We start from the raw sequence: 26,080 nt of genomic DNA, 5'->3' as shown, positions 1-26,080 counted from the left end.
ATCGGGACGTCGAATCCGATGTGGCCGGTCCTCGGAGGAGGATCGAGCCATGTCCGAGTTCCTCACCGACCGCGTCCAGATCACCGACCGCCTGCACGTAGTGGCCACCCTGCTCGATGTGAAGGACTGGCCGGGCTTCGCCTCGGCCCTCACCGAGAACGTCGTCGCCTACGGCCGGACCGGGCCTACCGATGTGGTCGCCCGCGTTCGCTCCCACCTCGACGTGTGCGGCGCCACCCAGCACCTGATCGGCAACATCCGCATCGAACTCGACGGTGACGCCGCGCGCACCCGGTGCTACTTCCGGGCGTTCCACGTCGGCCTCGGCGATCATGCCGGCGCCACGTACGAATGCATGGGCGAGTACCGGGACCAGTGGAGCCGCAGCCCGTCGGGCTGGTTGCTGTCCGGGCGTGTGATCGACGTCCGCGCGGAAGTCGGCGACCGGGGTGTCATCGCGCCGCACTGAACCGAACTCTCACCTCGACCCCGACACGGTCGTCCTGGAGGGGCACAACGTCTTTCGTCGTACTCGGATCCTGCCAGGAAACTGCCAGGATCGTGCCAGCGGAGATCCAGGATCCGGGCCTGAACTGGTCGGCACAGTCCACACAAGGGAACGCCGGATCGCCGTTCGCTGGAGGCTGTGCAGCGAAGGGTTCGATAACGACGGAGAGGCGGGTGTGGCCCCGATGAGACCTGCACTCCAACATGATTCGCTCGACAGTCTCGCCGCGGCGGCGGCACGGGGCAACGATGCGGCAATGGCGCGGCTGTCGGCGGCCGTGCGGCCGATGGTGGTGCGCCGGTGCCGCGCCGAACTCGCCCCCGGAGTCGCCGACATGGTTGCCGACGTCGCCTGTACGTCGGTCTTGCGCACGCTCGGGGGCCGCACCATGCCGGACGAGCCGTTCCTGCGCCTCGTGTACGCGACGACGACTCGGCTGATTACGCGAATACCCCCGTCGGACCGCCGCGGTCCGGCATCGACCGGCCTCGCCGGATTGCCGACACCCGAACGCGACGTTCTGACACTGCGATTGATCGTCGGACTCGACACGGAGGACACCGCAACCTCACTCGGTCGTACACCCGGCGAAGTGCTCCTCGATCAACATCGGGCACTGCAGACACTGCGCAGCACGCTCGCCGGGGCCGTATCCGGTGGTGCATCGCGCCGTGACGGCCACCGCCTGGGGTGATGACCGCGACGGCGACAATCCGCTCCTCGTCGCCTGCTCACCCCGGGTAACCGGAGAGGTCGTATACGGTGGCCGATCCGACGGTCTCGGCGGGGAAGTGGGCCGCCACCCAGTCGGCGATCTCGGAGTGGCGGCCGTCGGCCCGCTCGGTGTTCGCCGCTCCCCCACTTGCCCCTGGCGCCGAATCCTGCGCGCGGTCGTCGCCTCTGCTCTGGACGATGTAGTACGTCACCCGGTGATCGGTGATGTCCTGAACGAACTGGTCGAGTGTCGGGGTGGGGTCGGTGCCGGTGAACCCGCCGACCGCCATCACCGGGGTGTTGCTGGACAGTTCGAGGGCAGCGGCGGGCGATGACCGGTCGATCGCCGCTGACCACGTGGTCGTGGTCGCCGCGAGCAGGGCATCGAGTTGCGGATCGGCCGGCGCGTCGCCGAACCGGCCTCCGCCTCCTCCCCGATTTCCGGGCTGATCGGGTGCGGCAGGTCCGACGGTGGGGCCGCCGCCGGTGTGCGGTTGTCCGATCGTCGCGATCGCATACGCGGTGGATCCCCCGAGCGATGCGATCACCCCGGCCACGAGCGCCGCTGCGGTGAGCCAGCGGGCCCGGCGCCCCGCCAGGGTCAGCGCGATCGCGAGGGCGGAGATCACCGCCAGCGCCAGCAGCGTCCATCGCAGCGGCGGGAACCAGTTAGCGTTGCGGCCGAGTATCCAGCAGCCCCAGATCCCGGCGGTGAGTACGAGCGAGGCCATCCCGATTCGTCCCAGCCAGGACGCCCGCTTCGCCCACATCTCGCCGGCACCGACTGCGAGCGCCCCCGAGATCGCCGGGGCGACGGACAGTGTGTAGTAGGGATGGATGGTGCCCTGCATGTAGCTGAGTACGAGCCCGTCGACGATCGTCCAGCCGCCGAACACGATGGCACCCGCCCGCACCAGATCGGTTCGTGGTGTCCGCCACCGCGACGCGATGACGAGGACGGTCGCGAGCAGTGCTGCGGGCAGCAGCCAGCCGATCTCGAACCCGAATTCACCGGTGAACAACCGGGGCAGTCCCTGCACCTGACCACCGAACCCGCCGAATCCCCCGTGAGCGGATTGCCCGGTCATCGCTCCACCGGCATCCGGCACCTCCCCCGCCCGGAACGGGGATGCGCCCGGCCCTGGTCCGGGCCCCTGCCCGCCACCCTGGTGGTTGCGTCCGAGGACGCGGGCGAACCCGTTGTAGCCCACCACCAGATTCATGAAGCTGTTGTCCGTCGACCCTGCCAGATACGGGCGGGAGGATGCGGGCCAGAGCACGGTGAGCAGGACATACCACCCGGACGACACGACCAGCGCAGCGGCCGCACCGACCAGATGCGCCAACCGACTGCGCACGGGGACCGGTGCGGCGACGAGGTAGGCGAGCCCGAGCGCAGGCAGCAGCATCAGCCCCTCGAGCATCTTGGACAGGAATGCGAATCCCAGCGCGACGCCGGCAAAGGCGATCCACCTCGCACTCGCCCGTTCGATCGCACGCACCGTGCAGTAGGCAGCGGCGGTCATCAGCAGCACCATCACCGCGTCGGGATTGTTGAACCGGAACATCAACGCGGCCACCGGGGTCAGCGCGAGAGCGGCCCCGGCGAGCAAACCGGCACCTCGGCCACTGATCCGGGCAACGGCCGCATATAGCAATGCGACGGCACCGACCGCCATCACCGCCTGCGGGATCATCATGCTGGCGCTGCTGAAGCCGAAGATCTGCCCGGACAGGCCCATCACCCACTGCGAGAGGGGTGGTTTGTCGACGGTGATGAAGTTGCCGGAGTCGAGCGATCCGAACAGCAGCGCTTCCCAGTTCGCGGCGCCCGCCTGGGCGGCGGCAGCGTAGAACTGGTTCCCCATTCCGTTGACCGTGATGTTGCACAGATACATTGCCGCCGTACCGACGAGAAGTGCCGCCAGTCCGCCCCGCTCCCACCGGGTGATCGCAGCGGGGCCCCGGGGTTCGAGCGGGGGTGCCGATGGTGTCGTCGTCGTTGTCACACCACATTCATGCACGACCGCTTGTACGGGACCTGTCAGCAACCTGGGAAATTGCTGGCAATGGCATCGGTCGCCCGTATCGATGCCGGAAATTGACCCATCACCGGCCCTCGCGGGGGAACAATCATGCAGTGAGTCCCCTGAGACGGATCGCCCGAGCGCTCCTCGCGTTCGCGCTGGTTGTCGTCATCGGAACGGTCGGTTACCTCGTCCTCGGCTTCGGGCTCCTGGACGCGCTCTATCAGACCGTCACCACGATCACGACCGTGGGATTCCGCGAAGTACACGCGCTCACCGGTGTCGGACAGTTGTTCACCATCGTCTTGATCCTGGCGGGTGTCGGCACCGCGCTCTACATGTTCGGCGTCCTCCTCGAGGCGCTCATCGAAGGCCATCTGCGCCACCTCATGGAAAGACGGCGAATGGATCGACGCATCAGCCGGATGACCGGCCACATCATCATCTGCGGCTGGGGGCGAGTGGGCACTGCGAGTGCGCAGCACGTCACCTCACTCGGCAGGGAAATCGTCGTCATCGATCGCGATCCCGACCGACTCCGGGACGTTGTACATCCCACCGTCGTCGGCGACGTCACGGACGACCGCACCCTGGAAGCTGCCGGCATCGCGCATGCGCATGCGCTGATCTCCGCACTCGACACCGATGCCGACAATGTCTACGTCACGTTGTCGAGCAGGGCGCTGCGCCCCGATCTCGTCATCATCGCCCGCGCCCGCAACGAGGGGTCGATGTCCAAACTCGTGCGGGCGGGAGCGAACAGGGTGGTCAACCCGCAACTGATCGGCGGCCGCAGGATGGGATCCTTCGCCCTGCAACCTCACGTAGCCGAATTCTTCGACGTGGTCATGCACGACGAAAGCCTCGACTATCGGATGGAAGAAATCACGGTCGCTGGCGCATCACCGTGGGTGGGATGCACGCTTGCGCAGATGCGACTCCAGGAGACGAGTGGCGCGCTGCTCCTCGCCGTGCGACCTGTTTCGGGTCAATTCGTCGCCAATCCGGCACCCACCCTCACCCTCGAGTCCGGCACGATCCTGATCGCCCTCGGCACACCCGACGAGCTCGCGGCTGCACGCCACCACGTCAACCGGTGATGCCCGGACGCCGGGCATCGTGCGGCGGTGAGTGGGCCCCGGCAGCACGGGCTTCACAGCGAATCTTCAGCGAGCCGATGCTACCGTCGCGTCCGCGGTCGTAGCCGATCCCCCACCTGGCGGTCAGTTCGGTCGACCGCGGCGTCGAGCGGCGGAGACGGACCGCTCGTCCCACGGCGTGCACGCAGCTGATACCTGCTCACGCAAGGGCAACTCCTGCCCTCGTGCGTGGCCGCCCCATTCGTCGCTCCCGCATGCGCAAATCGCCGAATTCTATTGAATACAAGGCGATTTCGTGAACTTCTGATCATTACGAGGACGCCGCATTCCCCCACTGGATACGCTCGGCGTTCCTTCTCGTCTCGATCGAAGTGCACTCAGAATGGGGTAGACATGAAAGACACCGGTACCTCCCGCCGTGGGTTCCGAATCTTCACGCGCGCAGTCGCAGTCGTGGGAATCGCGGTGCTGGGACTGACCATGAGCAACGGCACCGCCATGGCCGGGGTGGACAATTCCAGTTCCGTCGTCGACGCGCGAGGCAATCGCATCGAAGTCCTGCAGGGTGATACACAGTTCCAGGTGGTTCCGCCGCTCGACGGGGTACCGACCAGCGTCGAGTTCTTCCACAACGGTTACGCCGGGGTCAACATCACCGGACCGAATGCCGCGGAGTTCAAGGGCACCAAACTGACCGTCGGCTACCAGATCGGGTACCCGATCTCCTTGACCGGTGCGACCATCGTCCTCAATTCACCCGGATTGGGGTTCGCGATCGGTACGAGCAACGGGATCAACCTCGGACTGGTCCCGGACCCCTCACTGAGCCTGAACGCCAGCAATCACGCCGATCTCGTCGGTGACATCATCCCGTCACAGGAACTCGACATCGACCTGGAACCGGGCGGAATCACCACCGTCCCGCTCCTCGAGAATCAGTCGTTCGACGGTCCGGCGGCCACGGTGCGGATGCAGGGAGTCCACGGTTCGATCTCCGGTGCGGTCGGTCCGGTCACCATCCGTCCATACGCCACGGCGGTCACCGCCAACGGTGACACCGTCATGACGTACGGTGTGCCGCAGAAACTCAACTGAGTCGATCCCTTTGACCGAATAGCAATGGGCGCGTATCAATGCGCGCCCGAACACCGACGCCGTGCGCAGCCTTCCAGATCCGCTGCGCACGGCGTCGCGTCGTCTACGCGGAATCTGGAAGTCCGGCGAGCACGCCGAAGGCTCCCGCCCGTGCAAGGAGTCTTGCGCCGGCGGGAGCCGTTGCACCGACCGCTCCCCTCTCGCCAAGGGAATGAGGGCCGATGCACTGCCTCGTATCGGTTGCAGCGATGGGCAGCACGCCAATGCTATTCCAGCACAGACTCATAACATAACCCCGCGCCTGCCATTCTCAGCGCACTATCAGGAAGGACGATTCAATCCAGATCGTCGTTAAGCAAAGGCAATTCACGCACAAGCAGTCGGCGACCGTTTCTCAGCGTTTTCTCAACGAGCGCGGCATAGGATTCGGCTCCGTTTGTTGTCGCGAATTCTCTTGCACGCCATCAATTCGGAATGGACGGACGGTCCACGGGGTGTCGCGCTCGGTCACCGCGGCGAAGCTGGGCGGGGCGACGACGTCGGGTTGTCCGGCGGCGCGCACTCTACCGGGGCGCGACGCGGTCCCCGACCATCGTGGCCATTCCGACGGTGGCGAGACCGAGCAGCGTGCCCGCCAGTGCGAGGACGAGCGGGGTCAGCGCCGGGGTTCCGCCGACGGCACCGGTCGATGCGAGCCAGAGATGCTCCCAGCCCGGCAGGGCGGTCCAGTCGTATCTGTGGTTGAGGACCCCGGTCTCGAGGTTGGCGGCGACGTGCTCATACACCCCGAACAGTGCGGCGGGTACCGACACCAGTGAAACCACCCGTGCCTGGAGCACGCCGAGGCGTGTCGGTGCGAGTGCCATGACGAGCCCCGAAACGGCGATCACCGCCAGGACGTACCAGGGCACATATTGAGCACCGGTCTTCCAGTGCCGCAACGAGGCCAACTCGACGGCAACGAAGACGCAGGAGAGCAACGACAGGCCGAGCAGACACCGTTGGAACCGCGCGACCAGCCTGCTCGCTCTCGCGTCGTCGCCGGCGGTCATCGCCGGTGACACCGGATGCGCCCCGGTCATCGCACGCACCGGCTACTGCGGGGCCAGGACACCGAGGATGGTGTCGAGGGTCTGCTGATCGATGTCATATTTACCGAGTTCCTTCGTGAGGGTGTCGGAGATGGTGTCGGGCGTGTAGGGCCCGTATTCGGTGACCTCCTTGGCCCACTTGTTCGCGTTGTCGACCCCCGCGGCAGTGAACGCGGCCGCGATCTGGCTTTCGCTTGCAGTGTTCGGGTCGACCGTTGACACGGTGGCGGCGGCGGTCGAAACCGTCGAACCGCTACCGGCGGCGGTCGATGTGGACGGTGCGGCAGACGTGGACGGTGCGGAGTTCCCGGAACCGTCGTCATTGCCTGAACTACATCCGGAGACGATCGCGGCAACCACGAGAAGCGGTGCGGCGATCAGTGCGAGACGTGTGGTCATGCCCGGACGCTACTCGGCGTCCGCGCGGGAGAACCTGGCGTCCGGCTGGGAAGATGCTGGGAGTTTGTACGCACGCGGGCGACCGATGAGTTTCGCTTCGGCGCGAGGTCAACCCCTACGACGACACATCCCGGTATCCCCACTTCGGACGGAGACGACCATGCCGCACACACCGGCCGCCTGCAGACCGGGCCCGTTGGACAGATCGTTCACGGCCACGTTGATCCGCGGTCCCGGCAAGGGCGCCTGGACCTACGTGGTGATGCCGGACTCCGCGACGTATTTCGGAACTCGCGGCCTGGTCAAAATTCGCGGAACTATCGACGGTCACCCGTTCCGAAGTTCGTTCATGGCCCTCGGCGACGGTACCCACAAGCTTGCCGTGAAGGCCGACACGCGCACGGCCATCGGAAAGGGTCCCGGCGACACCGTCACCATCCACCTCACCGAACGCATCGAGTGACCCGGTGGACGAGCCACCAGTGCGATGCTCCGTTCTCGGACCGCGGTACTGCGGTCCGTCGTAGCGTAGGACTGCCACCGGCCGGTCAGCGACCGGCGCTCGGCGACCAACAAGAGGAGTGCCACACGATGTTCGACCTCGAACCCGCCACCGACGTGATGGCCGCCCTCGTCCGCGGCGTACGCGACGAGCAACTCACCGCATCGACCCCCTGCCCGCAACTCACCGTCGGTGATCTCCTCGACCATGTCGACGGGTTGTCGTCGGCATTCACCGCCGCCGCGACGAAGGCACCGCTGGACGGAGGCAGCCAACCCCCGTCCGCCGACGCCGCCCGGCTGGGCACCGAGTGGCGACATCGCATTCCGGAGCGATTGGCCGCACTGGCCGTCGCCTGGCGTGAGGACACGGCGTGGCGTGGAATGACCAAGGCCGGTGGGCTCGACCTGCCCGCCGACGTCGCGGGAGCCGTCGCCATCGACGAGATCGTCGTGCACGGCTGGGACCTCGCCGTCGCCACCGGGCAGAGCTTCAGCTGCGACACGGAACTGCTCACGGCCGCGTACGAGTTCGTGAAGGCGTCCGCCGAACAGAACCCCGACGGCACACCGGGGCTGTTCGGACCACCGGTGGAGGTCCCGGAATCCGCGCCGCTGATCGAACGACTGATCGGCCTGTCCGGCCGCGACCCCCGGTGGGTCGCCGACCCGAGATAACTGTTCCTCCACACGGTTCCACGCTGCCGACTGCCTGTTCTCGTCAGGTCCTGAGTTCGCGTGGACGGGTGAATACATCCACGAGCGCACCGTTACGCCACACCGTGATCTCGATCTCCCGGTCGATCGCATCCTCGACCATCAGCCGCTGAACCGCGGTCGTCGTCACGATCGGTTCGCCGTCGAGTTCGACCAGGATGTCGCCGCGCCGAAGCCCGGACTCCGCGGCCGGACTGCCCCGGGAGACGCCGGCCACCTGCAACCCGGTCTTCGACCCGATCCGCTGCTGCAGCGTCGGCGGCAACGGAACCTGCATTCCCGCGATCCCCAACCAGGCCCGCCGCACGCGCCCGGACGATATCAGTGCGGCGATGATCCGCCGCGTCGTCGAGTTGATCGGCACGGCCAGACCCACGCCGATCCCCGCGACTGCGGTATTCACCCCGACCAGTCGGCCCGCACTGTCGGCCAACGCGCCCCCGCTGTTCCCCGGATTCAGCGCCGCATCGGTCTGGATCACCTCATCGATCACCCGCCCCGACTCCGTCGGCAACGAGCGGCCCAACGCGGACACGATGCCCGCCGTCACGCTCCCCGCCAGACCGAGCGGATTGCCCAGGGCGACGACGAGTTGTCCCACCCGCAGCAACGCGGCATCACCGAGTTCCACCGGGGGCGGAACATCGCCTCGGGCGCGCAGAACGGCCAGATCGGACAACGGATCACGTCCCACGACGTCGGTGCGGACCGTGGTCCCATCCGTGAACGCCGCCTCCGCCTCGCTCGCACCGGTGACGACGTGCGCACTCGTCAACAAGAGCCGGTCGTCGGTGATGACGGTCGCGCTTCCCGATCCACTCCCCCGCGACGTACGCACACCCAGGCTGGCCACACTCGGAAGCACGGCATCGGCGACCGACACCACCGTACGCGAGTACCCGTCCAACTCGTCGAGCTCACTCATACTCACTACAGCACCGGCACACCGCCGGCTATGCCCCCGTTCGCTCCCAGCGGACAACTTCGACGGAGCGCGCACCGGTCCACTCGTTGCCTCTCAGATCACGGGTCGGCCCGAAAGGCTCCGCAGGTATCGTCCACGAGCGCTAGCATCGCCGGTCGTGACACGATTGCGCGCGGTACCGATGACATTCTTGCGAATCAATTACCAATTACTGCGTATCCCCTTGCAATTGGTGGAGCACATCGCGACGACGCAACTCGACGAGCAGGCACCGACCCGCCTCGCGTACGAACGACTGCTGATTCGATGCGACCGGGCAGCCGCGTACCTCCTCGACGACGAAGACGCCGACGGCCGTGCAGCAGAATTGGACCGGCACACCGCCGCCGTCCGCGTCGCAATCACCCGCCGGCAACAGCAAGTCGATGCCGAGGGCGCGACACTCCTCGATCTCCAGCGCGCACGGTTCCACCGGCGCCGCCGGCCTGAGAGAGACACCGACCCGACGTGACACTCTCCCGCGTGGGTGGGCACACACAGGCGGGCCGTTCGTTGTTCCTGTTCAGCCGCACGCAGGGGTCGATCCGTGGCATTGTAATTGCGGGCACGTATCCAATCGTGAGTGCGGCAGTGATCGTCGCGAGAGCGCTGCCGGAGCCGAAGTTCGTTGCAAAAGGCATGATCCGCTATCACTCGACGGGAGTTCAGCACATGGCAACGCACACCCACCTCGGGCACATCTTCCACATCGCCGGCACGCCGAAAGTGACGGAAGCCGCGGCCGCTCTGACATCGATTCCCGACGGTGCGCTGGTGCTCGACGACAACGGTCGAATCGTGTTCTGCGGGGCTCGAGCCGAGATTCCGTCGGAGTACGAGTCCGCCACCGTGCACGACCACCGTCCCGGTTTTCTGCTGCCGGGATTCGTCGACACCCACGTCCATTTCCCGCAGACCTACGCAGGCGATTCCTACGGCGGTGGCCAGCTGCTGGAGTGGCTGACCCTGTGCATGTTCCCGTCGGAGGCGAAGTTCGCCGACCCCGAGTTCGCGCAGCAGGCAGCCGTCGAATTCACCAACCGGCGTATCGCGGCCGGCACCACCGCCGCCATGGTGTTCGGATCGGCGTTCCCCCACGCGCAGGACGCACTGTTCACCGAGACGAAGAAGGCCGGTCTGCGCATCGTCAGCGGCCGTGGAATCCAGACCGTCGGCGACGAGACCGCGCGGCCGCTGATGACGTCCGAAGAGGACGCCATCCGACTCACCCGCGAGGAGATCGACAAGTGGCACGGCGCCGACACCGGCGATGTCGCCACCGCGCTCCTGCACGTGGCGATCATCCCGCGGTTCTCGTTGTCGGTGACGCCCGAGACCTTGAAGAATCTCGGCGAGCTGTACGACGAGGTACGCGACCGCGGGGTGTACGTGCACTCCCACCTCAACGAGAACAATCGCCCCGGCACCGGTGAGGTGGATTCCACCAAACAGACCTATCAGGTGAACTCGTACCTCGACACCTACGACGGGAAATTCCTGCCCGGCTCGGCAGTCGGCGGGAAGAGCCTGCTGGGCAGGCGGACCATCCTCGCGCACTGCGTGCACTGTCAGGACGTCGAGCTCGAACGGATGGCGGAGACGGGTACGTCCGTCTCGCACTGCCCGATCTCACAGCTGTTCCTGGGGTCAGGAACGATGCCGTGGAAGCGCACCGTCGCGTCGGGCGTCACCATCTCGGTGGGATCCGATTTCGGCGGCGGCGACGAATGGTTGATTCCGCGGGTCCTGGGCGATGCGTTCAAGGTACACATCACCGAACCGGGCGACGACGGGGTGTCGATGCATCCGGCCGAGATGTTGTTCATCGGCACCCTCGGCGGTGCCCGGGCCCTGGACATGGAGAACCGGTTCGGCAACTTCGACGTCGGGAAGGAAGCCGACTTCATCGTCGTCGACCCGTCCGGCACGCCCGCGCTCGACGCGCAGATGCGCAACGCCGTCCGCGCCGCCGATCCCGACCTGGCCCGCGATCAGACCCTGTTCGGGCTGCTGATGGGGATCCGCGAGTCGTCGATTGCCGAGGTCTATGTCGCCGGCCGCCAGGCCACCCCGTCGTAGAACCACGTCGTCGTAGACCGCGATACCGTGTGACCACCGCCGCAGAACGATCATCCTGGCTGCGGCGGTGGTTTCTGCCGGCAGGAAACACCCGTCACCTATTCCTCAGCTCTGGGGATTCACCGAGGAGTGGTGGTTGGCGATCAACCAATTCCCGTTTTCGTACCGATAGACCCACGACACCCGGGCCTCCACGTCTTGACCGTTGGAATTGATGACCCAACGGCCCACATTGTAGGCGAGGTTGCACTCCGAATACTTGAAGCTTTCCACCATTCGGCTGGTGGCGTTGGTCTTGATCAGGTTGGCGAAATACGCCGTGATCTCTTCCGGAGTGTCGGCGATCGGCACCGAAAGAGTCGGCAGCAGTACTGCATCCGACCGGTACAGCGCGGCCACCTTGCTCGCGTCCCCGGATACCAGCGCATCATTCCATTTCGTGAAGAGCGCATCCAACTCGCTGTCGGTCGCGCGGACACAATTGTCGTCGGCCGACGAATTGCCCGACGAACACGAGATTGCAGACATCGCCACTGCGAGAATGACAAAGCCTGTGCCGAGCGGTTTGGCATTCATACCGACCTCCGTTGAGAATGACGGGTACGGAAACTGACCGAACGAACCAAATAGAGCGTAGCCGTCGGGTCAGGCATTGCGGACTCGATTCTCTGAGGAACAAAAGTGCATTCTCCGCCGGAATTACATCCATCCCAGTGCATTTCCGAACCTCCCGCCCGTATCCTCTCCGTCTGGAAGTACCGCCGGCGCCGCGCCCGCGTGAGGGTGGGGTCGGAGCGCCGCGGAGGACGGATATGACGGAGCGAGACAATGCCGATGGCGCCGTTCGACCCCATCACCGCGATCTATACACCGGCTCACGCCTCGATGTACGAGGGCGTGATCAGCTACGGCTCCATCAAACATTGGTCATCGCGCGAGGCAGGCCTCGCCGAGTGCATGCGCGTTCTCAAACCGGGTGGACCGCTGTTGATCGCCGATGCGGACCGGAGCACGAGTTTCGAGGACGCCGAGAAGTTCGTCGCGAACCACAAGATTCCCCGCTGCCCCGGCAGCATCAGTCTGGCAATCTTCCACACCTGGATCGCCGGTCGCTCGATCGATCTCGCGGAGGCACGGGATCTCGCACGCGGACTCGATCTCGTCGACGAGAACGTTTCCCGGATCGCCGAAATGCCGCTCGTCATGATCGCCGGGCGCCGATCCGCCCGAGCTCAGGGTCCCGGCGATCACGACGGTCTGTGAGTGCGACGTCAGCCCACCGCGACCCAGGCGCGCGTGGCGATCGATGCCGTGATGGCGTCGAGGGCGTCGGCCGCGGCCACGGCGTCGGCGATCGTTGCGCCCTGGGGCTTTCCGTTGACAATCGAGGTGACGAAGTTGTTTCCCTCGATCACCTTGAGGTCGTCGTAGCTCATCGATGACGCAGACCCGGGCTGGAAGCGGGCGTACGCTCCGGCGTCGGGGCCCACCCACACCGTCGCGATCGACTGGTCCTGGTACTTGCTCCCGAGGCTCGTTCCGAGTTCGTTCATCCGGCGGAAGTCCCAGTACACCGCCCCCTGGGTGCCGTGGATCTCGAACCCGTAGTTGTTCTGCTCACCGACGGCCACACGACTGGCATCCAGCGTCACCCGCCCGCCCGACGACAGGCGAACCAGTGCACTGACGAAGTCGTCGTTCTCCACCGCCCCATACGTGCCGCCGGTCGCGCGAGCATGTCCACTGGTGGCACCCGTCGGAACGGCACGCTGCGGGATGAAGATGGCCGTGTCGGCCACCACGGCGTCGATATCGCCGAGCAGGTATCGGATCAGGTCGACGCCGTGGGAGGCAAGGTCGCCCAGGACACCCGACCCGCCGCGCGCGCTCTCGTAACGCCAACTCAGTGCGCCGTCCGGATGCGCGGCGTAATCACTGAGGAAGCGGAATCGCGAGTGCGTGATGGTACCGAGTTCGCCCGAGTCGATCAGATCCCGCGCCATCGCAATGGCCGGTGCGTGCCGGTAGTTGAATCCGACCGTCGACTGCACGCCGGCCTTCTCGACTGCGGCGGCAACGGCCCGGGCGTCGTCGGACGACAGGCCGACCGGCTTCTCGATCCAGATGTGCTTGTTCGCCTCGGCCATCGCGACGCCGATCTCGCGGTGCAGGAAGTTGGGTGCGGTGATGCTGACCGCATCGATGTTCTCGTCGGCGGCGATGTCGCGCCAGTCCGTCAGCGCCGCACCGAATCCGAACTGGGCGGCAGCCTCGTCGGCGCGGCCTGGTACCTCGTCGGCGACGGCGGCGAGCCGGATGGGCGGCACCTCGGGAAAATGCTGACGCTGGCGCAGATACGCGTTCGTGTGCACTCGGCCCATCCAGCCGAATCCGGCGACGGATACTGCGATTTCGGTGGGGTTGACGTTGGTCACGTTCGACTCCGGAACTGATCGGTGCGGCAGGTGTCTTCACGACAGTGCTGTGCACGGGAAGAGAAGTCAACCATTTGTGCTGACAAAGTAACCCGTGAGGCGAATTTGATGGCTTTTCGGGGCCGGCACACCTGCCTACCCGGTGCCGGACTCGGTCGATGACCGCAGAATCATGGAGGGGTCCGTACGACGGAGCGCGTCAATGGCGGCGTCGGCGTCCCGGCGTTCGAGCGCGTCGACGAGATCTTCCATGACCTGGGCGAATCCGTCGAGATGCACGTCCGGCGCCGTGGCCTCGAGCACTGCCCACAGATACGACGTGCCGACGTCCATGATGCTCAGATAGAGCGTGTCGAGCAGGAGACCCTTGCCGATGCCGGCGAGGTACGCATGCAATTCCCAGCACGCCCACACGAAGTCGGACACCGCTCCGGAGTTGCGCGCCCGCCGCACCTCCCACAGTCGCTCGGCGAGGGATTCCTGATCCGTGAGCGTCATCCGACGCAGCGCCTCCTCGATCAGCAAGGGCGCGATGGCGTCGCGAATCTGGACAGCCTCCGCGAAGGCCGCATGATCGCCGGCCGCGGCACGAAACCATCCGTTCATGCGGGACAGCGGGGAAGGATCGCAGGCGAAGATGCCACCGCCCGGGCCCGGTCGCGAGGTGATGACCCCGCGGGCCTGAGCGAGCTTGATTGCCTCGTTCATGGTCCCGACGGAGAAGCCGCAGATCTTACGCAGATCGTCCTTGCTGCCGAGGCGCTCGCCCGCGGGCGCGCTGGCCGCCAATCGAGCGATCTGCCCCGCGGCCTGTTCCGCCCGGGATCCGCCGATCGACACCCTTCCCTGCGGAGTTGTTGGGCGACGCCACATCTCACGTGAGTACGCCGGACCCTCGAAGTCTTCGACTTCGGGGGCGAGAACTTCTTCGTCGCCGTCGGTGCCGCTCATCGTTCTCCTCTCCGTTCGTGGGGGTCAGTATCGCATCGCTCTTGACAAGTGACCGCCTTCACATCACTCTATCAATTAATCATGATTATTTCTCGCCGTTCGAGTGCACGCGGACAGCGCCCCTCACAGACATCACCGAGCGAAGGACACACCATGACGATCACCGACACCGCCCCGCACACGACGACGCCGGTTTCCGAGCGGGAACGCCTGGTCACCGCCGCGCGTACGCTCGGCCCCCTGCTGCGTACGAACGCCGCGCGCGCCGAGGCGGACCGGCGGGTACCGGAGGAGAACATCGACGCGCTTCGCGACGCCGGCCTGTTCGACATCACCAAACCCGCACGCTTCGGCGGAGCGGAGGAGAACTTCCGCACGTTCCTGGAGGTGTCACTGGAACTCGGCCGGGCCTGTGCCTCCACGGCATGGGTGACCACTCTCAGCAACGTGACGTCGTTCTTCGTCGGCGCCTACCCCGAGTCGGTGCAGCGTGACGTGCTGGGACCGGATCCGCACACCGCCACCTGCGGCGTCTTCACCCCGACCTCGACGTCGGTCCGTGCCGAGGGCGGCTACCGGGTCACCGGTCGGTGGGGATTCGCCTCCGCATCACATCACGCCAGCTGGGCCAACGTCGGTATCCCCCTCACGAATCCCGACGGTGACGTCACCGGGGCCGCTTCGGCGTGGATCCCGATGACCGATCTGTCGATCGACAACACCTGGTTCGTCGCGGGCATGTCCGGCTCCGGCAGCGACACCGTGGTCGCCGACGACGTGTTCGTCCCCGACGCACGGATCCTGTCGGTCACCGACATGATGGAGGGGCGCACCGCCTCGGAGTTCCAGGACGAAACCCTGTACCACTCCTCACTCGTTCCCGTGCTGGCACTGGTGCTGGTCGGGCCCGTGCTCGGGATGGCGGAGGGCGCCTACGACACGGTCGTGTCGACGCTGCAGAAGAACAAGCCGATCGCCTACTCCTTCTATCAGCGGTCGATCGACGCGCCGTCCACCCAGCTCAACATGGCCGAGGCTCGTTCGCTGATCGATCAGGCCCGCCTGCTCGCCTTCCGCAGCGCCGACGAGATCGACGCCGCGGCAGTCGCCGGCCGGCATATGCCGGTCATCGAACGGGCGCGGGCACGGATGGACGCCGCACGGGCGGCGCACCTCTGCCGCGAGGCGGTCGAACTACTCCTCAACGTGAGCGGAGCCGGCAGCTTCGCCCAGGCCAACCCGCTGCAACGGATCTGGCGTGACCTCGAAACGAGCTCCCGGCACGCCTTCATCAACCTGAACATCAATCAGGAGATCTACGGGCGCGCGCTCCTCGGAATCGACGAGCAAGTCTCCCCCTTCGTCTGAGTCCCCCCGCGATCCGCAGCGATCCAGCAAAAGAGGTCTTCCCATGACACTGACACTCGAGTCCGGGACACCGACGCTCTCCGTTTCGGAGTGCGACAGTCTCCGCCCACTCGCGGACGGCCTACCCGTCGTCCTCTGCGATGCCGCGGCGGGACAGGGGTTTCTCGTCGTCGCGGCGGATCGGGCATCCACCACGGCAACGGCATTCGCGATCCGTCACTCGTCCGGATTTCTGCAGATCGCACTCCCACGACACGTATGCGAGGAACTGCTACTCCCGCCGATGAACCCGTTCGAGGCGGACGGCGATCGGATGTGCGTCGGGGTGGACGCGGTCCACGGAACCGGCACCGGAATCTCCGCCGCCGACCGCGCCACGACTGCCCGCGCACTGCTGGATTCCGCAGCCGAGCCGGGCGACTTCACCCGGCCCGGCCATCTCGTCCCGGTCTGTGTGGACCACGCGGCCGACGCCCCTCCCCTCACCACTGCGGCGATCGCGCTCGACCTGGTCCGGCGAGCAGGGCTGCGGCCCGGTGCCCTGCTCGCCGAGTTGGTCGGTCTCGCCGATCCCACCCGGATGATCACCCGGCCCGAGTGCCTGGTGTTCGCCGAAACGCACCACCTGCCCCTGCTCACCGTTCAGTGACCGGCCCGCGGCCGATCCCCATCCGAAGGTGCTTCTCTCATGCCATTACACACCCTCACCCGCGTCACCATCGGCGTGCCGAACGTCGCCGAGACCGCTGCGTTCTACGACGATTTCGGACTCACCCGCACCGTCCCGACCGCCGGTCGGACCGAGGCCGTTTCCTTCGCCACGCTCGACGGCGGCGACCAACTCGAACTGGTGCCCGTGTCCGACCGCCGCCGGCTCGTCGGTCTCGACGTCGCGGTCGACGACACGGACGACCTCGACCGGATCCAGCAGAACCTGCGGCGGCTGGGCCTGACCCCCGCCCGCCACGACACCGAACTGTCCGTCGTCGATCCGGGAACCGATGTTCTCGTGCGGGTGGCCGTCGGGAGCCGAATCATCCAGGACCGCACAGTCCTTCCGGCCTACAACGCTCCCGGCAACATCGCGCGGAACGGCCGCGCCGACGCGATCGAGCGGACCGGACGCGTCCGGCCCCGCAAACTCGGGCACGTCGTGATCGGCTCCACCGATCAGCCGGCCAGCGAACGGTTCTTCACCGAGGGCATCGGTTTCAAGGTCAGCGACCGGGTGCCCGGCATGGCCGCATTCCTGCGCTGCTCGACCGACCACCACAACGTGCTGGTGCAGGCGGCCCCGGTGACGATGCTCCACCACACCAGTTGGCAGGTCGACGACGTCGACGAGGTCGGCCGCGGCGCCACCACCATGCTGGAGAAGGACCCGCAGCGCCACGTCTGGGGTCTCGGCCGCCACCATGTCGGGTCGAACTTCTTCTGGTACCTCAAGGATCCGGCCGGCAACTTCAGCGAGTACTACTCCGATCTCGACTGCATCGTCGACGACCAACTGTGGACGCCGCGGGACTGGGAAGGTGCTCGCGCCCTCTTCAACTGGGGTCCGCCGCCCCCGCCGTCGTTCCTCGCCCCCGAGGATCTCGCCGAATTGATGACCGGAGTGCACGGATGATTCCGGCACCGCACCCAGCAGAAGGGAACAGTCCGATGGATGCGCACCAGTTCCGGGACACCATGGCCCGGGTCACCGGACCCGTCGCGATCGTCACCGCCCACCGCGACGGCACCCCGCACGGCACGACCGTCAGCTCGCTCGCCTCCCTGAGCATGTCGCCGGCGATGATCACCGTCGCACTCGACAACGGCTCGGCACTGCTCGCCATCGTACGGGAGACCGGCGGCTTCGGCGTCAACGTACTGTCCACCGGTCAGCACGAGGCGGCGGTGCGATTTGCCAGCCGCCGCGACGACCGATTCGCCGGTACGGCATGGGAATTGGTCGACGGCCTCCCGTTCCTGACCGGCAGCAGCGCATGGCTCCGATGCGAGGTCTCCGCAGAGATCCCGGGCGGCGACCATACCCTGCTCCTCGCCACGGTCCGCGACTGCTCGACGAGCGACGCCACCCCGCTGGTGTACAGCAGGCGGACCTTCGGCACCCACGCGGCGCTGCCGGCGCTCGCCGGGGCGGCATCATGACGACACGACAGTCGGCGGGCAGGACGGCGCTGACCGGCGTCCGGGTCTTCGACGGGCGGCAACTGTCCGAACCGCGCACCGTCGTCATCGACGGACCCGTGATCGGGACCGACCCGGCAGGCGCACGGATCGTCGACGCCGACGGCGGGGTGCTGCTGCCCGGACTGATCGACGCCCACATCCACCTGCACGGCCGCGACACACTCGAGCAGTTGTGTTCCTGGGGAGTGACCACCGGCCTGGACATGGCCACGTGGCCACCGGAACTGGTGTCCTCACTCCGCGGCATCGACGGATTGACCGACATCCGCAGTCCGGGCATCCCCGTGATCGGTCCGGCCGGTCCGCACTCGCATTTCGGCATGCCCGCCGACGCGGTCGTGCCCGACGGGGAGGCCGCGGACCGGTTCGTGTCGGCCAGAGTCGCGGAAGGAGCCGACTACATCAAGATCGTCCTCGAGGCCCCCGGGGACGGTGGCCCCGACCCTGCGGTCGCACGGGCCGTCGTGGATGCCGCGCGCCGGCACGGTAAAAACGTTGTCGCGCATGCCTCCTCACCCGGAGCCTATGCTCTGGCACTCGAGGCGGGCGCCGACATCGTCACCCATGTCCCGAACGAGGACCCGCTCGGCGACGACATCGTGGCCCGGATGGTGGCCGGGCGCCGTGTCGCGGTGCCGACACTGTCGATGATGCAGGCGCTCGCGGCACTGCGTGGAAACGCCGACGCGTTCGCCGCCGCGTCGGACAGCGTGGCCGCCCTGTATCGGGCGGGAGTGCCGGTCCTGGCCGGCACCGACGCCGCAGTGCAGCCCGGCCTGCCCCAACTCGTCGCCCACGGCGACAGCCTTCATCACGAACTCGAACTCCTCGTCGCCGCGGGACTGTCGACGGTGGACGCACTGCGTGCCGCAACCGTGCTGCCCGCCCACCACTTCGGTCTCGGCGACCGCGGGGCCGTCGAACCCGGCCTGCGTGCCGATCTGGTCCTCGTCGACGGCGACCCTCTCGCCGACATCCGCGCCACCCGCAACATCGAACGCATCTGGTGCGGGGGTGTCGAACACGCCCCGGCCGCGACGCTCGGTGCAACGCCGCCGCTCACCACACCCGATCGGAGCACCAGTGCCTGACCCCTCGGACACCGCCGCGGTGATCGACGTGGTTCTGCGAGAGCGCGCCGGGCGGGACACCGCGCAGTGGGACCAGATGCGGTCGGCGTTCGCCGCCGACGCACATGTGAGTCTCAGCTGGTTCACCGGAACCGGAGCGGAATTCGTCGATGCCTCGAAGGACATGTACGACCGCGGCAGCCGCGGCTTCCACGTCGTCGGCGCGCCCAGCGTCGAGATCGTCGGCGGGCGAGCACTCGCCCACGAGGGAGTCACGGTGCACGCGAGGGGAACCCTCGCGTGCATCGAGCTGGACATCGCGTCGCACGGCCGGCTCTACCAGCGGCTGATCAGGGTCGACGGGCAGTGGCGTATCACCGACCTGACGATGCTCTATTACAAGGACGTCGTCTCCCCGGTGAATCCGGCCGCGGACCTGTCGGCGTTGGCTCGTGTGGAGTTCCCCGTCGACCGCCCGTACAAATACCTTGCTGCCGTGCTCGACAGCGTCGGCTACACCATCGGCCCCGACCTGCCGGGCCCGGATCGTCCCGAGCTCGCCGCGAAGTACGTTGCGGCGCATCACACGTGGCTTCACGAATCCCAGGGATAGGACCTCATGACCATCTCTCCACGACCGCGCGTGCCCGCCTTCGTCAGCGTCGCGGTTCTCGCATTCATCGCGATTTCCGCCGACGGCTACGACCTCGCCATCTTCGGTGCCGCGATACCCGACCTGCTCGCCGACCCGAACTGGGGACTCACCCCAGCCCGGATAGGAGTCATCGCCGGCACGGCCATCGTGGGCATGTGCCTCGGATCGATCGCCGCCGGGGTGCTGGCCGACCGCTTCGGCGCCCGCCGGCTCTTCCTCGCCTGCGTCACCTGGTTTTCCCTCGGGATGATCTTCTGCGCAGCTGCGCCCACCGCGGAACTGCTGGGCATCGCCCGCCTCGTCGCGGGACTGGGCCTGGGCGGTCTCGGTCCGGCCGCCGTCGCACTGACGATGAGTGTCGCACCGCACGACCGGCGGAACTTCCTCAACGGAGTGATGCTGACCGGACTCCCGGTCGGCGGCATCACGGCGGCGCTCAGCGCCCTGGCCTTCCTCGAAGGCGGCGGCTGGCGGGCGGTGTTCCTCATCGGTGGCGTGATCCCGCTACTGCTCGTCGTTCCGATCGGGGCGGTGAAGCTGAGGAAGTGGGCACCGGACAGCGCCGACGCGACCACCGGATCCGGGCGGAACGTGAGAGTCTCGCTGCGTGCGCTGCTCGGCCACGGCGGTGCGCGGGCCCTCGCCGGTTTCATCGTGGTCACCGGGTGCTGCCAGGTCCTGTCCTACGGGCTGCTCACATGGTTGCCGCAGATCATGAAATCGTCCGGGTACTCCCTCGGTTCGTCGCTGGTGTTCCTGATCGTCTTCAGCATCGGCGCGATGGCCGGCAGCGCAACCGGCTCGTGGACCGCGGACAGGGTGGGTGGACGCCGCGTCACCATTGCGGGATTCGCGATCGGCGCCGTCGCCATCTTCGGCCTGTCGGCGGCGCTGCCGCAGCCTGTTCTGTACCTGGCACTGTTCCTCGCCGGCGCAGGCACGGTCGGGATCCAGCCGGTCGTGTACGGGTTCGCCGCACTCCACTTTCCCGCGCAGGTGCGCGGAAGCGCGCTCGGCTTGATCGGTGGCATCGGCCGGATCGGTGGGGTATGCGGTCCGGTACTCGGTGGCTTTCTCGCGGGACTTCCTGCGCTGGTGAGCTTCTCGGTCTTCGCCGGAATCGCCGCCTTCGCGTCGCTGCTGAGCGTCGCCGCTCTCACCACCCGCCACCACGAGCCGGCGCCGACGACCGCGACCGTCCCCGCCGAGGTCTGAGACCCCTTTTCCGACATTCCAACAAGGAGAACCCCCATGAGAATCGCCAACATCGACGGACGGCTCGCCCTCGCGGTCGACAACGGCTACATCGACGTCGAACACGCCAGCGGCGGCGCCTTCGATGCCGACCCGCAGGCCGTCTACGAGGTCTGGACGGAATTCACGAACTGGGCCGCGCACCTGGACACCAGCGGCCACACCGTGATCGACACAACGGAACAGACGCTGTGGGGCCCGCCGGTGCCGCGTCCGCGGCAGGTGTTCGCCATCGGACTCAACTACCACGACCATGCTGCCGAGTCGGGACTCGACAGCCCCACCGTCCCTCCGGTGTTCACCAAGTTCCCCACCAGCCTGACGGGCCACGACCAGGCCGTCACCCTGCCCGCCGACACCGTCGACTGGGAGGTCGAACTCGTCGCCGTCGTCGGCACCCGCTGCGACTACGTGTCCGAGGCAGACGCCTGGGGCCACATCGCCGGAGTGACCGTTGGGCAGGATCTGTCCGAGCGCGGACTGCAACTGGCCGGACCGGCACCGCAGTTCTCCCTCGGCAAGTCCTACCGCGGTTTCGCCCCTACCGGGCCGGAACTGGTGACCGTCGACGAGTTACCCGACCGGGACGACCTCGAGATCGGCTGCGCCCTCGAGGGCGGAGAAGTCCTGCAGAAGGGCCGCACCGCGGATCTGATCTTCACCGTCCCCCAACTCGTCGCCCACCTGTCGGCGGTGTGCCCACTGCTGCCCGGCGACCTGATCTTCACCGGCACCCCCTCCGGTGTCGGCGGGGCCCGCAAGCCCCCGAAGTTTCTGCGGCCCGGCGACGTCCTGACCAGCTGGATCGAAGGCGTCGGGACTCTCCGCACCCCCATGATCGCGCCCTGACATCGCTCTCGAGCATCACGAAGGACTGGGATGAACACATTTTCGACCCCCGCCGGCCTCGCGTCGGAGCCGATCTGGACACCGGACCCCGAACAGAGGTCGCAGGCGCGGATCACCGAATTCGCCGAAGCCGTCGCCGCCCGCACCGGCGCGACCTACCCGCACTACCGCGACCTCTGGAACTTCTCCGTCGAGGAACCGTCCGCCTTCTGGTCGGCGGTGTGGGACTACTTCGACATCATCGCCGACGTCAAGCCCGAGGAGGTCCTCGCCGACTCCACCATGCCGGGCGCCCGATGGTTCCCCGGAGCTCGGCTCAACTACGCCGAACACGCACTCCGCCAGGGTGACTCACCCGAGGCGGCGGTGATCTCCGTCGCCGAGGACGGCACCACCATCGAGATCAGCTGGACACAGCTGCGGCGTCAGGTCGCCGCCGTCGCGGCCTGGCTGCGCCGGGCGGGGGTCGGGGTGGGAGACCGGGTCGTCGGGTATCTCCCCGACACCGTCCACGGGGTCGTCGCATTCCTCGCCACCGCTGCGATCGGAGCGGTGTGGTCCGCGTGCGGCCAGGACTACGGGGCGTCCGGCGCCGCGTCCCGATTCGCGCAACTCGAGCCGACCATCCTCGTCGCCGCCGACGGATACCGGTGGAACGGTCGCGCACACGACCGCCGCGCCGACGTCGCCGAACTCGGCCGGCAACTTCCGACCGTCCGCGCTGTCGTGCATGTGCCGGTCCTCGGCCTGCCCGTCGATCTCGACGGCACTCCCCACGTCCGGTGGGACGAGGTGACGGCCGCGGACGCCGAACCGGAGTTCGTGCGCGTGGACTTCGACGCGCCCTTGTGGGTGCTGTTCTCCTCGGGCACGACCGGGCTGCCGAAGGGGATCGTGCACGGGCACGGCGGTGTGATCCTCGATCACCACAAACTGATGGGGTTGCACAACGACCTTCGGGCCGGGGAACGGTTCTTCTGGTACACCACCACCAACTGGATGATGTGGAACATGGTGGTGTCGGGTCTTCTGGTCGGCGCCACCATCGTCCTCTACGACGGCAGCCCCGCCCACCCGGACCCGCAGCGGTTGTGGGACATCGCCGCCGAGCATCGCGTCAGCGTCCTCGGACTGAGCCCCGGATATCTGCTCGGCTGCGCGAAGGCCGGTGTCGAACCGGGCCGCGACCTCGACCTGTCTGCACTGCGTCTGATCGGATCCACCGGCGCACCCCTGCCCGCACAGTCCTACCACTGGGTCCGCGACCACGTCGGGGACCGTGTCCAGGTCGCCTCGACCAGCGGCGGCACGGACGTCGTCAGTGGCTTCGCCGGCAGCGCACCGACGACCGCGGTATGGCCGGGTGAGATCTCCGCACCCCTACTGGGTGTCGCGCTCGCCGCCTGGGATGCCGACGGCACCCCGGTCGTCGACGAGGTCGGGGAACTCGTCGTCACCGCGCCGATGCCGTCGATGCCGATCTACTTCTGGAACGACCCGGACGGCACGCGCTACCGCGACGCCTACTTCGGCACGTATCCCGGCGTGTGGCGGCACGGCGACTGGGTCACCGTCACCTCACGCGGCAGCCTCGTCGTCTCCGGCCGTTCCGACTCCACCCTCAACCGGCAGGGAGTGCGCCTGGGCAGCGCGGACATCTACGACGTCGTCGAGGACCTCCAGGAGATCCGGGAGGCACTGGTGATCGGTGCCGAACTCCCCGACGGCGGCTATTGGATGCCCCTGTTCGTGGTCCTCGCCAACGGCACCGACATCGACGACGCGCTACGTCATCGCATCACCGACGCCATCCGCACCCAGGCCTCCCCCCGCCACGTCCCCGACGAGATCATCACCGTCCCGTCGATCCCGCACACACGCACCGGGAAGAAACTCGAGGTACCGATCAAACGATTGCTCCAGGGCGCGCCGATCGAGAAGGTCGTCGGCAGCGACACCGTCGACGACCCCGCATCCCTGCGCTACTTCGCCCGGTTCGTTCCCCGAAAGGCGCATTCCGAATGAGTACCGACGCACCCACACTCGTCGACGTGCACGCGCATTTCGTCACCGACCGTTATGTCAGCGCCGCTCGCGCCGCCGGACACGACCAGCCCGACGGCATGCCGGGGTGGCCGAACTGGAACGTGGCCGACCACCTTGCCCTGATGGACGAGGGCGGCATCGGCACCGCGATGCTGTCGGTGTCGTCACCCGGCACGCACTTCGGTGACGACCGCGCCGCCCGGGATCTCTCCCGCGAGGTCAACGAGTACGCGGCCGACCTGGTGCGGCGGTACCCCGGCCGGTTCGGCCATTTCGCGAGCCTGCCGCTGCCCGATGTCGACGCGGCACTGCGCGAAATCGACTATACCCTCGATGTTCTGGGATCCGATGGTGTGACCGTCGAAACGAATGCCCACGGCCTGTATCTCGGCGACCGCCGGTTCGAGCCGGTCTGGGCCGAACTCGACCGACGCCGCGCGGTCGTCTTCGTGCATCCCACCTCGCCGCCCGGCCACGACGCGGTCTCGCTCGGACGCCCCAGGCCGATGCTCGAGTTCCTCTTCGACTCTGCCCGAACCGTCAGCGACCTCGTGTTCGCCGGCGTCCTCCTGAGGTATCCGGGTATCGAATGGGTTTTCACCCACGGCGGGGGCGCCCTACCCTTGCTCGCCGATCGGATGGAATTGTTCCGTGGGCTGATCGCGGAACCCAGCGCGAGCGCCCCGAGTGTTCCGGATCAGCTGCGCCGGCTGTGGTTCGACACGGCCGGAACGCCCTTCCCGCACCAGATTCCGGCGCTGACGACCGCATTCGGCTCCGACCGCGTTCTCTACGGCAGCGACTACTGCTGGACCCCTGCGGCCGTGACCGCCCGCCAGATCGCCTCCCTCGACGCCGCCCAGCAGCCCACCCCCGACACATGGCGGTCGTTGACCACCCACAACGCCCTGAAGTTGTTCCCTCAGCTCTCTCAGACCGTGAGCAACCGCTGAAAGAACTCGCGGTAGCGCTTGAGCGCGAGACGAAGATCCTCCGTCGAGCCCTCTTCACCGCGAGCCCACTGCTCCTCGAGACGCGAACGTGCCTCCGAGAAGCCGGTGGTCAGCCGGTCGACGACATCCTGCACGAGGCCGTCGGCCTTCTGGACGCACTGTCTGGGATCGTCGACGAAACTCGACTGCACCTCGTCCCAGCGCAGCCGGAGGACTGAAAGCTCGTCCTCGGCGAACAGTGACTCTCCAGGCGATGTTTCGTCCTTCGCTGCCGGTGCTTCCGCTGCCCGGGTCGCGGGTTCGGCTGCCTGAGCGGGCGGTCCGGTCTGCTCGGTCGAGGGTTCGGCTGCCTGAGCGGGCGGTCCGGTCTGCTCGGTCGAGGGTTCGGCTGCCTGCGTCTGGGGTTCGGCTGCCTGCATCGGGGGTCCGGCGGCCTGCGTCGCCGGTCCGGTCTGCTCGGTCGGACCGGCGGCCGCGGGTGACGATTCCACCGTCGATCCGGTGTTCTCGGGTTGCTGATCCTGGGTGGTCATGCGCGCGTCTCCTCTGGCTTGTCTTTGGTCTCATCCGTCTCGAGCAATTTTTCGAAGAGTGCGCGGTAGTGCACGAACGCTTCGCGCTGCTTCTCCGTACCGACGTCGCCCTGCTCCTGCGACAGGAAGATCCTGTGCGCCGTTCGGTAGTTCTCGACGACTTTCGGGTGATCGACGGAGATGTCCGCCGCCCGCTGGTCGAAGTCGTCGATCGGGTAGCCCCGCTCGCGCATGACGTGGATCACGAGTCGGTCCGCAGCGCCGACCGCGCTCGACGGATTGTCGACGAACTCGATCTGCACCGTCCGCCACGAGTCTGCGTATTTCGCTCGCGCATCGGGCGACAGCGGCACGATATCGAGCTTCTCCCGCTTTCGTTCCCGTGCGGCGAGTTCGTCTTCCGCGGCGCTCCGGTCGCCGACCTCGCCGACGGTCCGCTCGTATTCGGGACCGAACCGCCCCTTCAGCCGTTCGGTCCTCTTGCGACTGCTCACCGAGCGGGACGCGATGACCGCCAGCACGGCGATCACGACGACCGCCGCGATCAAGATCCATCCCCAAACAGGCATTTCCTC

At 67.1% G+C, this 26,080-nt stretch carries 28 protein-coding genes; 19 read left to right on the top strand and 9 right to left on the bottom strand.

Features of this window, described 5'->3' with window-relative positions:
- Positions 1-49 precede the first annotated feature (49 nt).
- Both ACFTWF_RS34330 and ACFTWF_RS34325 read left to right on the top strand, forming a co-directional pair.
- Complete coding sequence (locus ACFTWF_RS34330; RefSeq protein WP_378465537.1) at positions 50-469, top strand: nuclear transport factor 2 family protein; 420 nt, start codon at positions 50-52, stop codon at positions 467-469.
- Between the two features lie 223 nt (positions 470-692).
- Entirely contained in the window at positions 693-1,202 is a 510-nt protein-coding gene (locus ACFTWF_RS34325) for an RNA polymerase subunit sigma (protein ID WP_378465536.1), read from the top strand.
- Positions 1,203-1,239: 37 nt separating this feature from the next.
- Here the strand turns inward: ACFTWF_RS34325 and ACFTWF_RS34320 are convergent, their stop codons facing one another.
- On the bottom strand, positions 1,240-3,231 hold the full coding sequence (locus ACFTWF_RS34320; RefSeq protein WP_378465535.1) for a glycosyltransferase family 39 protein: 1,992 nt from the start codon (positions 3,229-3,231) through the stop codon (positions 1,240-1,242).
- A gap of 131 nt (positions 3,232-3,362) precedes the next feature.
- Here ACFTWF_RS34320 and ACFTWF_RS34315 point away from each other — a divergent pair, with 131 nt between their 5' ends.
- Together ACFTWF_RS34315 and ACFTWF_RS34310 are read left to right on the top strand one after the other, a co-directional pair.
- Positions 3,363-4,349 carry a potassium channel family protein gene (locus ACFTWF_RS34315; RefSeq protein ID WP_378465534.1) on the top strand — a complete coding sequence of 329 codons (987 nt, stop codon included), beginning with the start codon at positions 3,363-3,365 and terminating at the stop codon, positions 4,347-4,349.
- Between the two features lie 393 nt (positions 4,350-4,742).
- Entirely contained in the window at positions 4,743-5,444 is a 702-nt protein-coding gene (locus ACFTWF_RS34310; protein ID WP_378465533.1) for an MspA family porin, read from the top strand.
- Positions 5,445-6,007: 563 nt separating this feature from the next.
- On the opposite strand, the gene ACFTWF_RS34305 is transcribed toward ACFTWF_RS34310, so the two are convergent.
- Both ACFTWF_RS34305 and ACFTWF_RS34300 read right to left on the bottom strand, forming a co-directional pair.
- Entirely contained in the window at positions 6,008-6,526 is a 519-nt protein-coding gene (locus ACFTWF_RS34305; protein WP_378465532.1) for a hypothetical protein, read from the bottom strand.
- A 12-nt stretch (positions 6,527-6,538) separates the two neighbouring features.
- Positions 6,539-6,934 carry a hypothetical protein gene (locus ACFTWF_RS34300; RefSeq protein ID WP_378465531.1) on the bottom strand — a complete coding sequence of 132 codons (396 nt, stop codon included), beginning with the start codon at positions 6,932-6,934 and terminating at the stop codon, positions 6,539-6,541.
- Between the two features lie 160 nt (positions 6,935-7,094).
- Here ACFTWF_RS34300 and ACFTWF_RS34295 point away from each other — a divergent pair, with 160 nt between their 5' ends.
- Together ACFTWF_RS34295 and ACFTWF_RS34290 are read left to right on the top strand one after the other, a co-directional pair.
- Complete coding sequence (locus tag ACFTWF_RS34295; RefSeq protein ID WP_378465530.1) at positions 7,095-7,397, top strand: DUF1905 domain-containing protein; 303 nt, start codon at positions 7,095-7,097, stop codon at positions 7,395-7,397.
- Positions 7,398-7,525: 128 nt separating this feature from the next.
- Positions 7,526-8,113 carry a TIGR03086 family metal-binding protein gene (locus tag ACFTWF_RS34290; RefSeq protein ID WP_378465529.1) on the top strand — a complete coding sequence of 196 codons (588 nt, stop codon included), beginning with the start codon at positions 7,526-7,528 and terminating at the stop codon, positions 8,111-8,113.
- A 43-nt stretch (positions 8,114-8,156) separates the two neighbouring features.
- Here the strand turns inward: ACFTWF_RS34290 and ACFTWF_RS34285 are convergent, their stop codons facing one another.
- The gene (locus ACFTWF_RS34285) at positions 8,157-9,077 is read right to left on the bottom strand and encodes a S1C family serine protease (protein ID WP_378465528.1); all 921 of its coding nucleotides are present in this window, start codon (positions 9,075-9,077) and stop codon (positions 8,157-8,159) included.
- 181 nt (positions 9,078-9,258) lie between these two features.
- Between ACFTWF_RS34285 and ACFTWF_RS34280 the strand changes: the two genes are divergently transcribed.
- Both ACFTWF_RS34280 and ACFTWF_RS34275 read left to right on the top strand, forming a co-directional pair.
- The gene (locus tag ACFTWF_RS34280) at positions 9,259-9,588 is read left to right on the top strand and encodes a hypothetical protein (RefSeq protein WP_378465527.1); all 330 of its coding nucleotides are present in this window, start codon (positions 9,259-9,261) and stop codon (positions 9,586-9,588) included.
- 200 nt (positions 9,589-9,788) lie between these two features.
- Positions 9,789-11,195 (top strand): guanine deaminase, encoded by a 1,407-nt coding sequence (locus tag ACFTWF_RS34275; protein WP_378465617.1) that lies wholly within the window; start codon positions 9,789-9,791, stop codon positions 11,193-11,195.
- Between the two features lie 105 nt (positions 11,196-11,300).
- On the opposite strand, the gene ACFTWF_RS34270 is transcribed toward ACFTWF_RS34275, so the two are convergent.
- Positions 11,301-11,771 carry a DUF4440 domain-containing protein gene (locus tag ACFTWF_RS34270; protein ID WP_378465526.1) on the bottom strand — a complete coding sequence of 157 codons (471 nt, stop codon included), beginning with the start codon at positions 11,769-11,771 and terminating at the stop codon, positions 11,301-11,303.
- 252 nt (positions 11,772-12,023) lie between these two features.
- On the opposite strand from ACFTWF_RS34270, the gene ACFTWF_RS34265 reads away from it, so the two are divergent.
- Positions 12,024-12,458 (top strand): class I SAM-dependent methyltransferase, encoded by a 435-nt coding sequence (locus ACFTWF_RS34265; protein ID WP_378465525.1) that lies wholly within the window; start codon positions 12,024-12,026, stop codon positions 12,456-12,458.
- Positions 12,459-12,466: 8 nt separating this feature from the next.
- On the opposite strand, the gene ACFTWF_RS34260 is transcribed toward ACFTWF_RS34265, so the two are convergent.
- Positions 12,467-13,630: a Gfo/Idh/MocA family protein gene (locus ACFTWF_RS34260; RefSeq protein ID WP_378465524.1), complete on the bottom strand. Its 1,164-nt coding sequence runs from the start codon at positions 13,628-13,630 to the stop codon at positions 12,467-12,469.
- A 135-nt stretch (positions 13,631-13,765) separates the two neighbouring features.
- Positions 13,766-14,581: a FadR/GntR family transcriptional regulator gene (locus ACFTWF_RS34255; protein WP_378465523.1), complete on the bottom strand. Its 816-nt coding sequence runs from the start codon at positions 14,579-14,581 to the stop codon at positions 13,766-13,768.
- A 153-nt stretch (positions 14,582-14,734) separates the two neighbouring features.
- On the opposite strand from ACFTWF_RS34255, the gene ACFTWF_RS34250 reads away from it, so the two are divergent.
- Genes ACFTWF_RS34250 through ACFTWF_RS34205 form a run of 10 tightly spaced genes read left to right on the top strand, consistent with a single transcriptional unit; the run spans position 14,735 to position 24,972 of the window.
- On the top strand, positions 14,735-15,949 hold the full coding sequence (locus tag ACFTWF_RS34250) for an acyl-CoA dehydrogenase family protein (RefSeq protein WP_378465522.1): 1,215 nt from the start codon (positions 14,735-14,737) through the stop codon (positions 15,947-15,949).
- Between the two features lie 43 nt (positions 15,950-15,992).
- Positions 15,993-16,598, top strand: coding sequence for a 3,4-dihydroxy-2-butanone-4-phosphate synthase (locus tag ACFTWF_RS34245; protein WP_378465521.1), 606 nt, complete (start codon positions 15,993-15,995; stop codon positions 16,596-16,598).
- A 39-nt stretch (positions 16,599-16,637) separates the two neighbouring features.
- Complete coding sequence (locus ACFTWF_RS34240; protein ID WP_378465520.1) at positions 16,638-17,576, top strand: VOC family protein; 939 nt, start codon at positions 16,638-16,640, stop codon at positions 17,574-17,576.
- 35 nt (positions 17,577-17,611) lie between these two features.
- Positions 17,612-18,103, top strand: coding sequence for a flavin reductase family protein (locus tag ACFTWF_RS34235; RefSeq protein WP_378465519.1), 492 nt, complete (start codon positions 17,612-17,614; stop codon positions 18,101-18,103).
- On the top strand, positions 18,100-19,236 hold the full coding sequence (locus ACFTWF_RS34230) for an amidohydrolase family protein (protein ID WP_378465518.1): 1,137 nt from the start codon (positions 18,100-18,102) through the stop codon (positions 19,234-19,236). The genes ACFTWF_RS34235 and ACFTWF_RS34230 overlap by 4 nt, the downstream gene beginning before the upstream one ends.
- Positions 19,229-19,828 (top strand): nuclear transport factor 2 family protein, encoded by a 600-nt coding sequence (locus ACFTWF_RS34225; protein WP_378465517.1) that lies wholly within the window; start codon positions 19,229-19,231, stop codon positions 19,826-19,828. Before ACFTWF_RS34230 ends, ACFTWF_RS34225 begins: the two co-directional genes overlap by 8 nt.
- Positions 19,829-19,834: 6 nt before the next feature.
- Positions 19,835-21,085 carry an MFS transporter gene (locus ACFTWF_RS34220; protein WP_378465516.1) on the top strand — a complete coding sequence of 417 codons (1,251 nt, stop codon included), beginning with the start codon at positions 19,835-19,837 and terminating at the stop codon, positions 21,083-21,085.
- A gap of 36 nt (positions 21,086-21,121) precedes the next feature.
- Positions 21,122-21,973, top strand: coding sequence for a fumarylacetoacetate hydrolase family protein (locus tag ACFTWF_RS34215; protein WP_378465515.1), 852 nt, complete (start codon positions 21,122-21,124; stop codon positions 21,971-21,973).
- Positions 21,974-22,003: 30 nt separating this feature from the next.
- Positions 22,004-23,998, top strand: coding sequence for an acetoacetate--CoA ligase (locus ACFTWF_RS34210; protein ID WP_378465514.1), 1,995 nt, complete (start codon positions 22,004-22,006; stop codon positions 23,996-23,998).
- Positions 23,995-24,972, top strand: coding sequence for an amidohydrolase family protein (locus tag ACFTWF_RS34205; protein WP_378465513.1), 978 nt, complete (start codon positions 23,995-23,997; stop codon positions 24,970-24,972). Before ACFTWF_RS34210 ends, ACFTWF_RS34205 begins: the two co-directional genes overlap by 4 nt.
- On the opposite strand, the gene ACFTWF_RS34200 is transcribed toward ACFTWF_RS34205, so the two are convergent.
- Both ACFTWF_RS34200 and ACFTWF_RS34195 read right to left on the bottom strand, forming a co-directional pair.
- A complete protein-coding gene (locus ACFTWF_RS34200) occupies positions 24,951-25,505 on the bottom strand; it encodes a hypothetical protein (RefSeq protein ID WP_378465512.1) in 555 nt (184 codons plus the stop codon). The two genes, ACFTWF_RS34205 and ACFTWF_RS34200, sit on opposite strands and share 22 nt — an antisense overlap.
- Positions 25,502-26,074: a hypothetical protein gene (locus ACFTWF_RS34195; RefSeq protein WP_378465511.1), complete on the bottom strand. Its 573-nt coding sequence runs from the start codon at positions 26,072-26,074 to the stop codon at positions 25,502-25,504. Before ACFTWF_RS34195 ends, ACFTWF_RS34200 begins: the two co-directional genes overlap by 4 nt.
- Positions 26,075-26,080 lie beyond the last annotated feature (6 nt).

Source organism: Rhodococcus sp. NPDC056960, from assembly GCF_042674125.1.
In the GTDB taxonomy this organism is placed as follows: Bacteria; Actinomycetota; Actinomycetes; order Mycobacteriales; family Mycobacteriaceae; genus Rhodococcus_F.
Note: the sequence above shows the minus strand (reverse complement) of the source record. Positions and strands in the feature narration are given on the sequence as shown.

Coding starts and splice junctions, on each gene's coding strand:
- ACFTWF_RS34330 (WP_378465537.1), top strand. CDS start 50: ATGTCCGAGTTCCTCACCGACCGCGTCCAGATCACCGACCGCCTGCAC.
- ACFTWF_RS34325 (WP_378465536.1), top strand. CDS start 693: ATGAGACCTGCACTCCAACATGATTCGCTCGACAGTCTCGCCGCGGCG.
- ACFTWF_RS34310 (WP_378465533.1), top strand. CDS start 4,743: ATGAAAGACACCGGTACCTCCCGCCGTGGGTTCCGAATCTTCACGCGC.
- ACFTWF_RS34305 (WP_378465532.1), bottom strand. CDS start 6,526: ATGACCGGGGCGCATCCGGTGTCACCGGCGATGACCGCCGGCGACGAC.
- ACFTWF_RS34300 (WP_378465531.1), bottom strand. CDS start 6,934: ATGACCACACGTCTCGCACTGATCGCCGCACCGCTTCTCGTGGTTGCC.
- ACFTWF_RS34295 (WP_378465530.1), top strand. CDS start 7,095: ATGCCGCACACACCGGCCGCCTGCAGACCGGGCCCGTTGGACAGATCG.
- ACFTWF_RS34290 (WP_378465529.1), top strand. CDS start 7,526: ATGTTCGACCTCGAACCCGCCACCGACGTGATGGCCGCCCTCGTCCGC.
- ACFTWF_RS34285 (WP_378465528.1), bottom strand. CDS start 9,077: ATGAGTGAGCTCGACGAGTTGGACGGGTACTCGCGTACGGTGGTGTCG.
- ACFTWF_RS34280 (WP_378465527.1), top strand. CDS start 9,259: ATGACATTCTTGCGAATCAATTACCAATTACTGCGTATCCCCTTGCAA.
- ACFTWF_RS34275 (WP_378465617.1), top strand. CDS start 9,789: ATGGCAACGCACACCCACCTCGGGCACATCTTCCACATCGCCGGCACG.
- ACFTWF_RS34270 (WP_378465526.1), bottom strand. CDS start 11,771: ATGAATGCCAAACCGCTCGGCACAGGCTTTGTCATTCTCGCAGTGGCG.
- ACFTWF_RS34265 (WP_378465525.1), top strand. CDS start 12,024: ATGCCGATGGCGCCGTTCGACCCCATCACCGCGATCTATACACCGGCT.
- ACFTWF_RS34255 (WP_378465523.1), bottom strand. CDS start 14,581: ATGAGCGGCACCGACGGCGACGAAGAAGTTCTCGCCCCCGAAGTCGAA.
- ACFTWF_RS34250 (WP_378465522.1), top strand. CDS start 14,735: ATGACGATCACCGACACCGCCCCGCACACGACGACGCCGGTTTCCGAG.
- ACFTWF_RS34245 (WP_378465521.1), top strand. CDS start 15,993: ATGACACTGACACTCGAGTCCGGGACACCGACGCTCTCCGTTTCGGAG.
- ACFTWF_RS34240 (WP_378465520.1), top strand. CDS start 16,638: ATGCCATTACACACCCTCACCCGCGTCACCATCGGCGTGCCGAACGTC.
- ACFTWF_RS34235 (WP_378465519.1), top strand. CDS start 17,612: ATGGATGCGCACCAGTTCCGGGACACCATGGCCCGGGTCACCGGACCC.
- ACFTWF_RS34230 (WP_378465518.1), top strand. CDS start 18,100: ATGACGACACGACAGTCGGCGGGCAGGACGGCGCTGACCGGCGTCCGG.
- ACFTWF_RS34220 (WP_378465516.1), top strand. CDS start 19,835: ATGACCATCTCTCCACGACCGCGCGTGCCCGCCTTCGTCAGCGTCGCG.
- ACFTWF_RS34215 (WP_378465515.1), top strand. CDS start 21,122: ATGAGAATCGCCAACATCGACGGACGGCTCGCCCTCGCGGTCGACAAC.
- ACFTWF_RS34210 (WP_378465514.1), top strand. CDS start 22,004: ATGAACACATTTTCGACCCCCGCCGGCCTCGCGTCGGAGCCGATCTGG.
- ACFTWF_RS34205 (WP_378465513.1), top strand. CDS start 23,995: ATGAGTACCGACGCACCCACACTCGTCGACGTGCACGCGCATTTCGTC.
- ACFTWF_RS34200 (WP_378465512.1), bottom strand. CDS start 25,505: ATGACCACCCAGGATCAGCAACCCGAGAACACCGGATCGACGGTGGAA.
- ACFTWF_RS34195 (WP_378465511.1), bottom strand. CDS start 26,074: ATGCCTGTTTGGGGATGGATCTTGATCGCGGCGGTCGTCGTGATCGCC.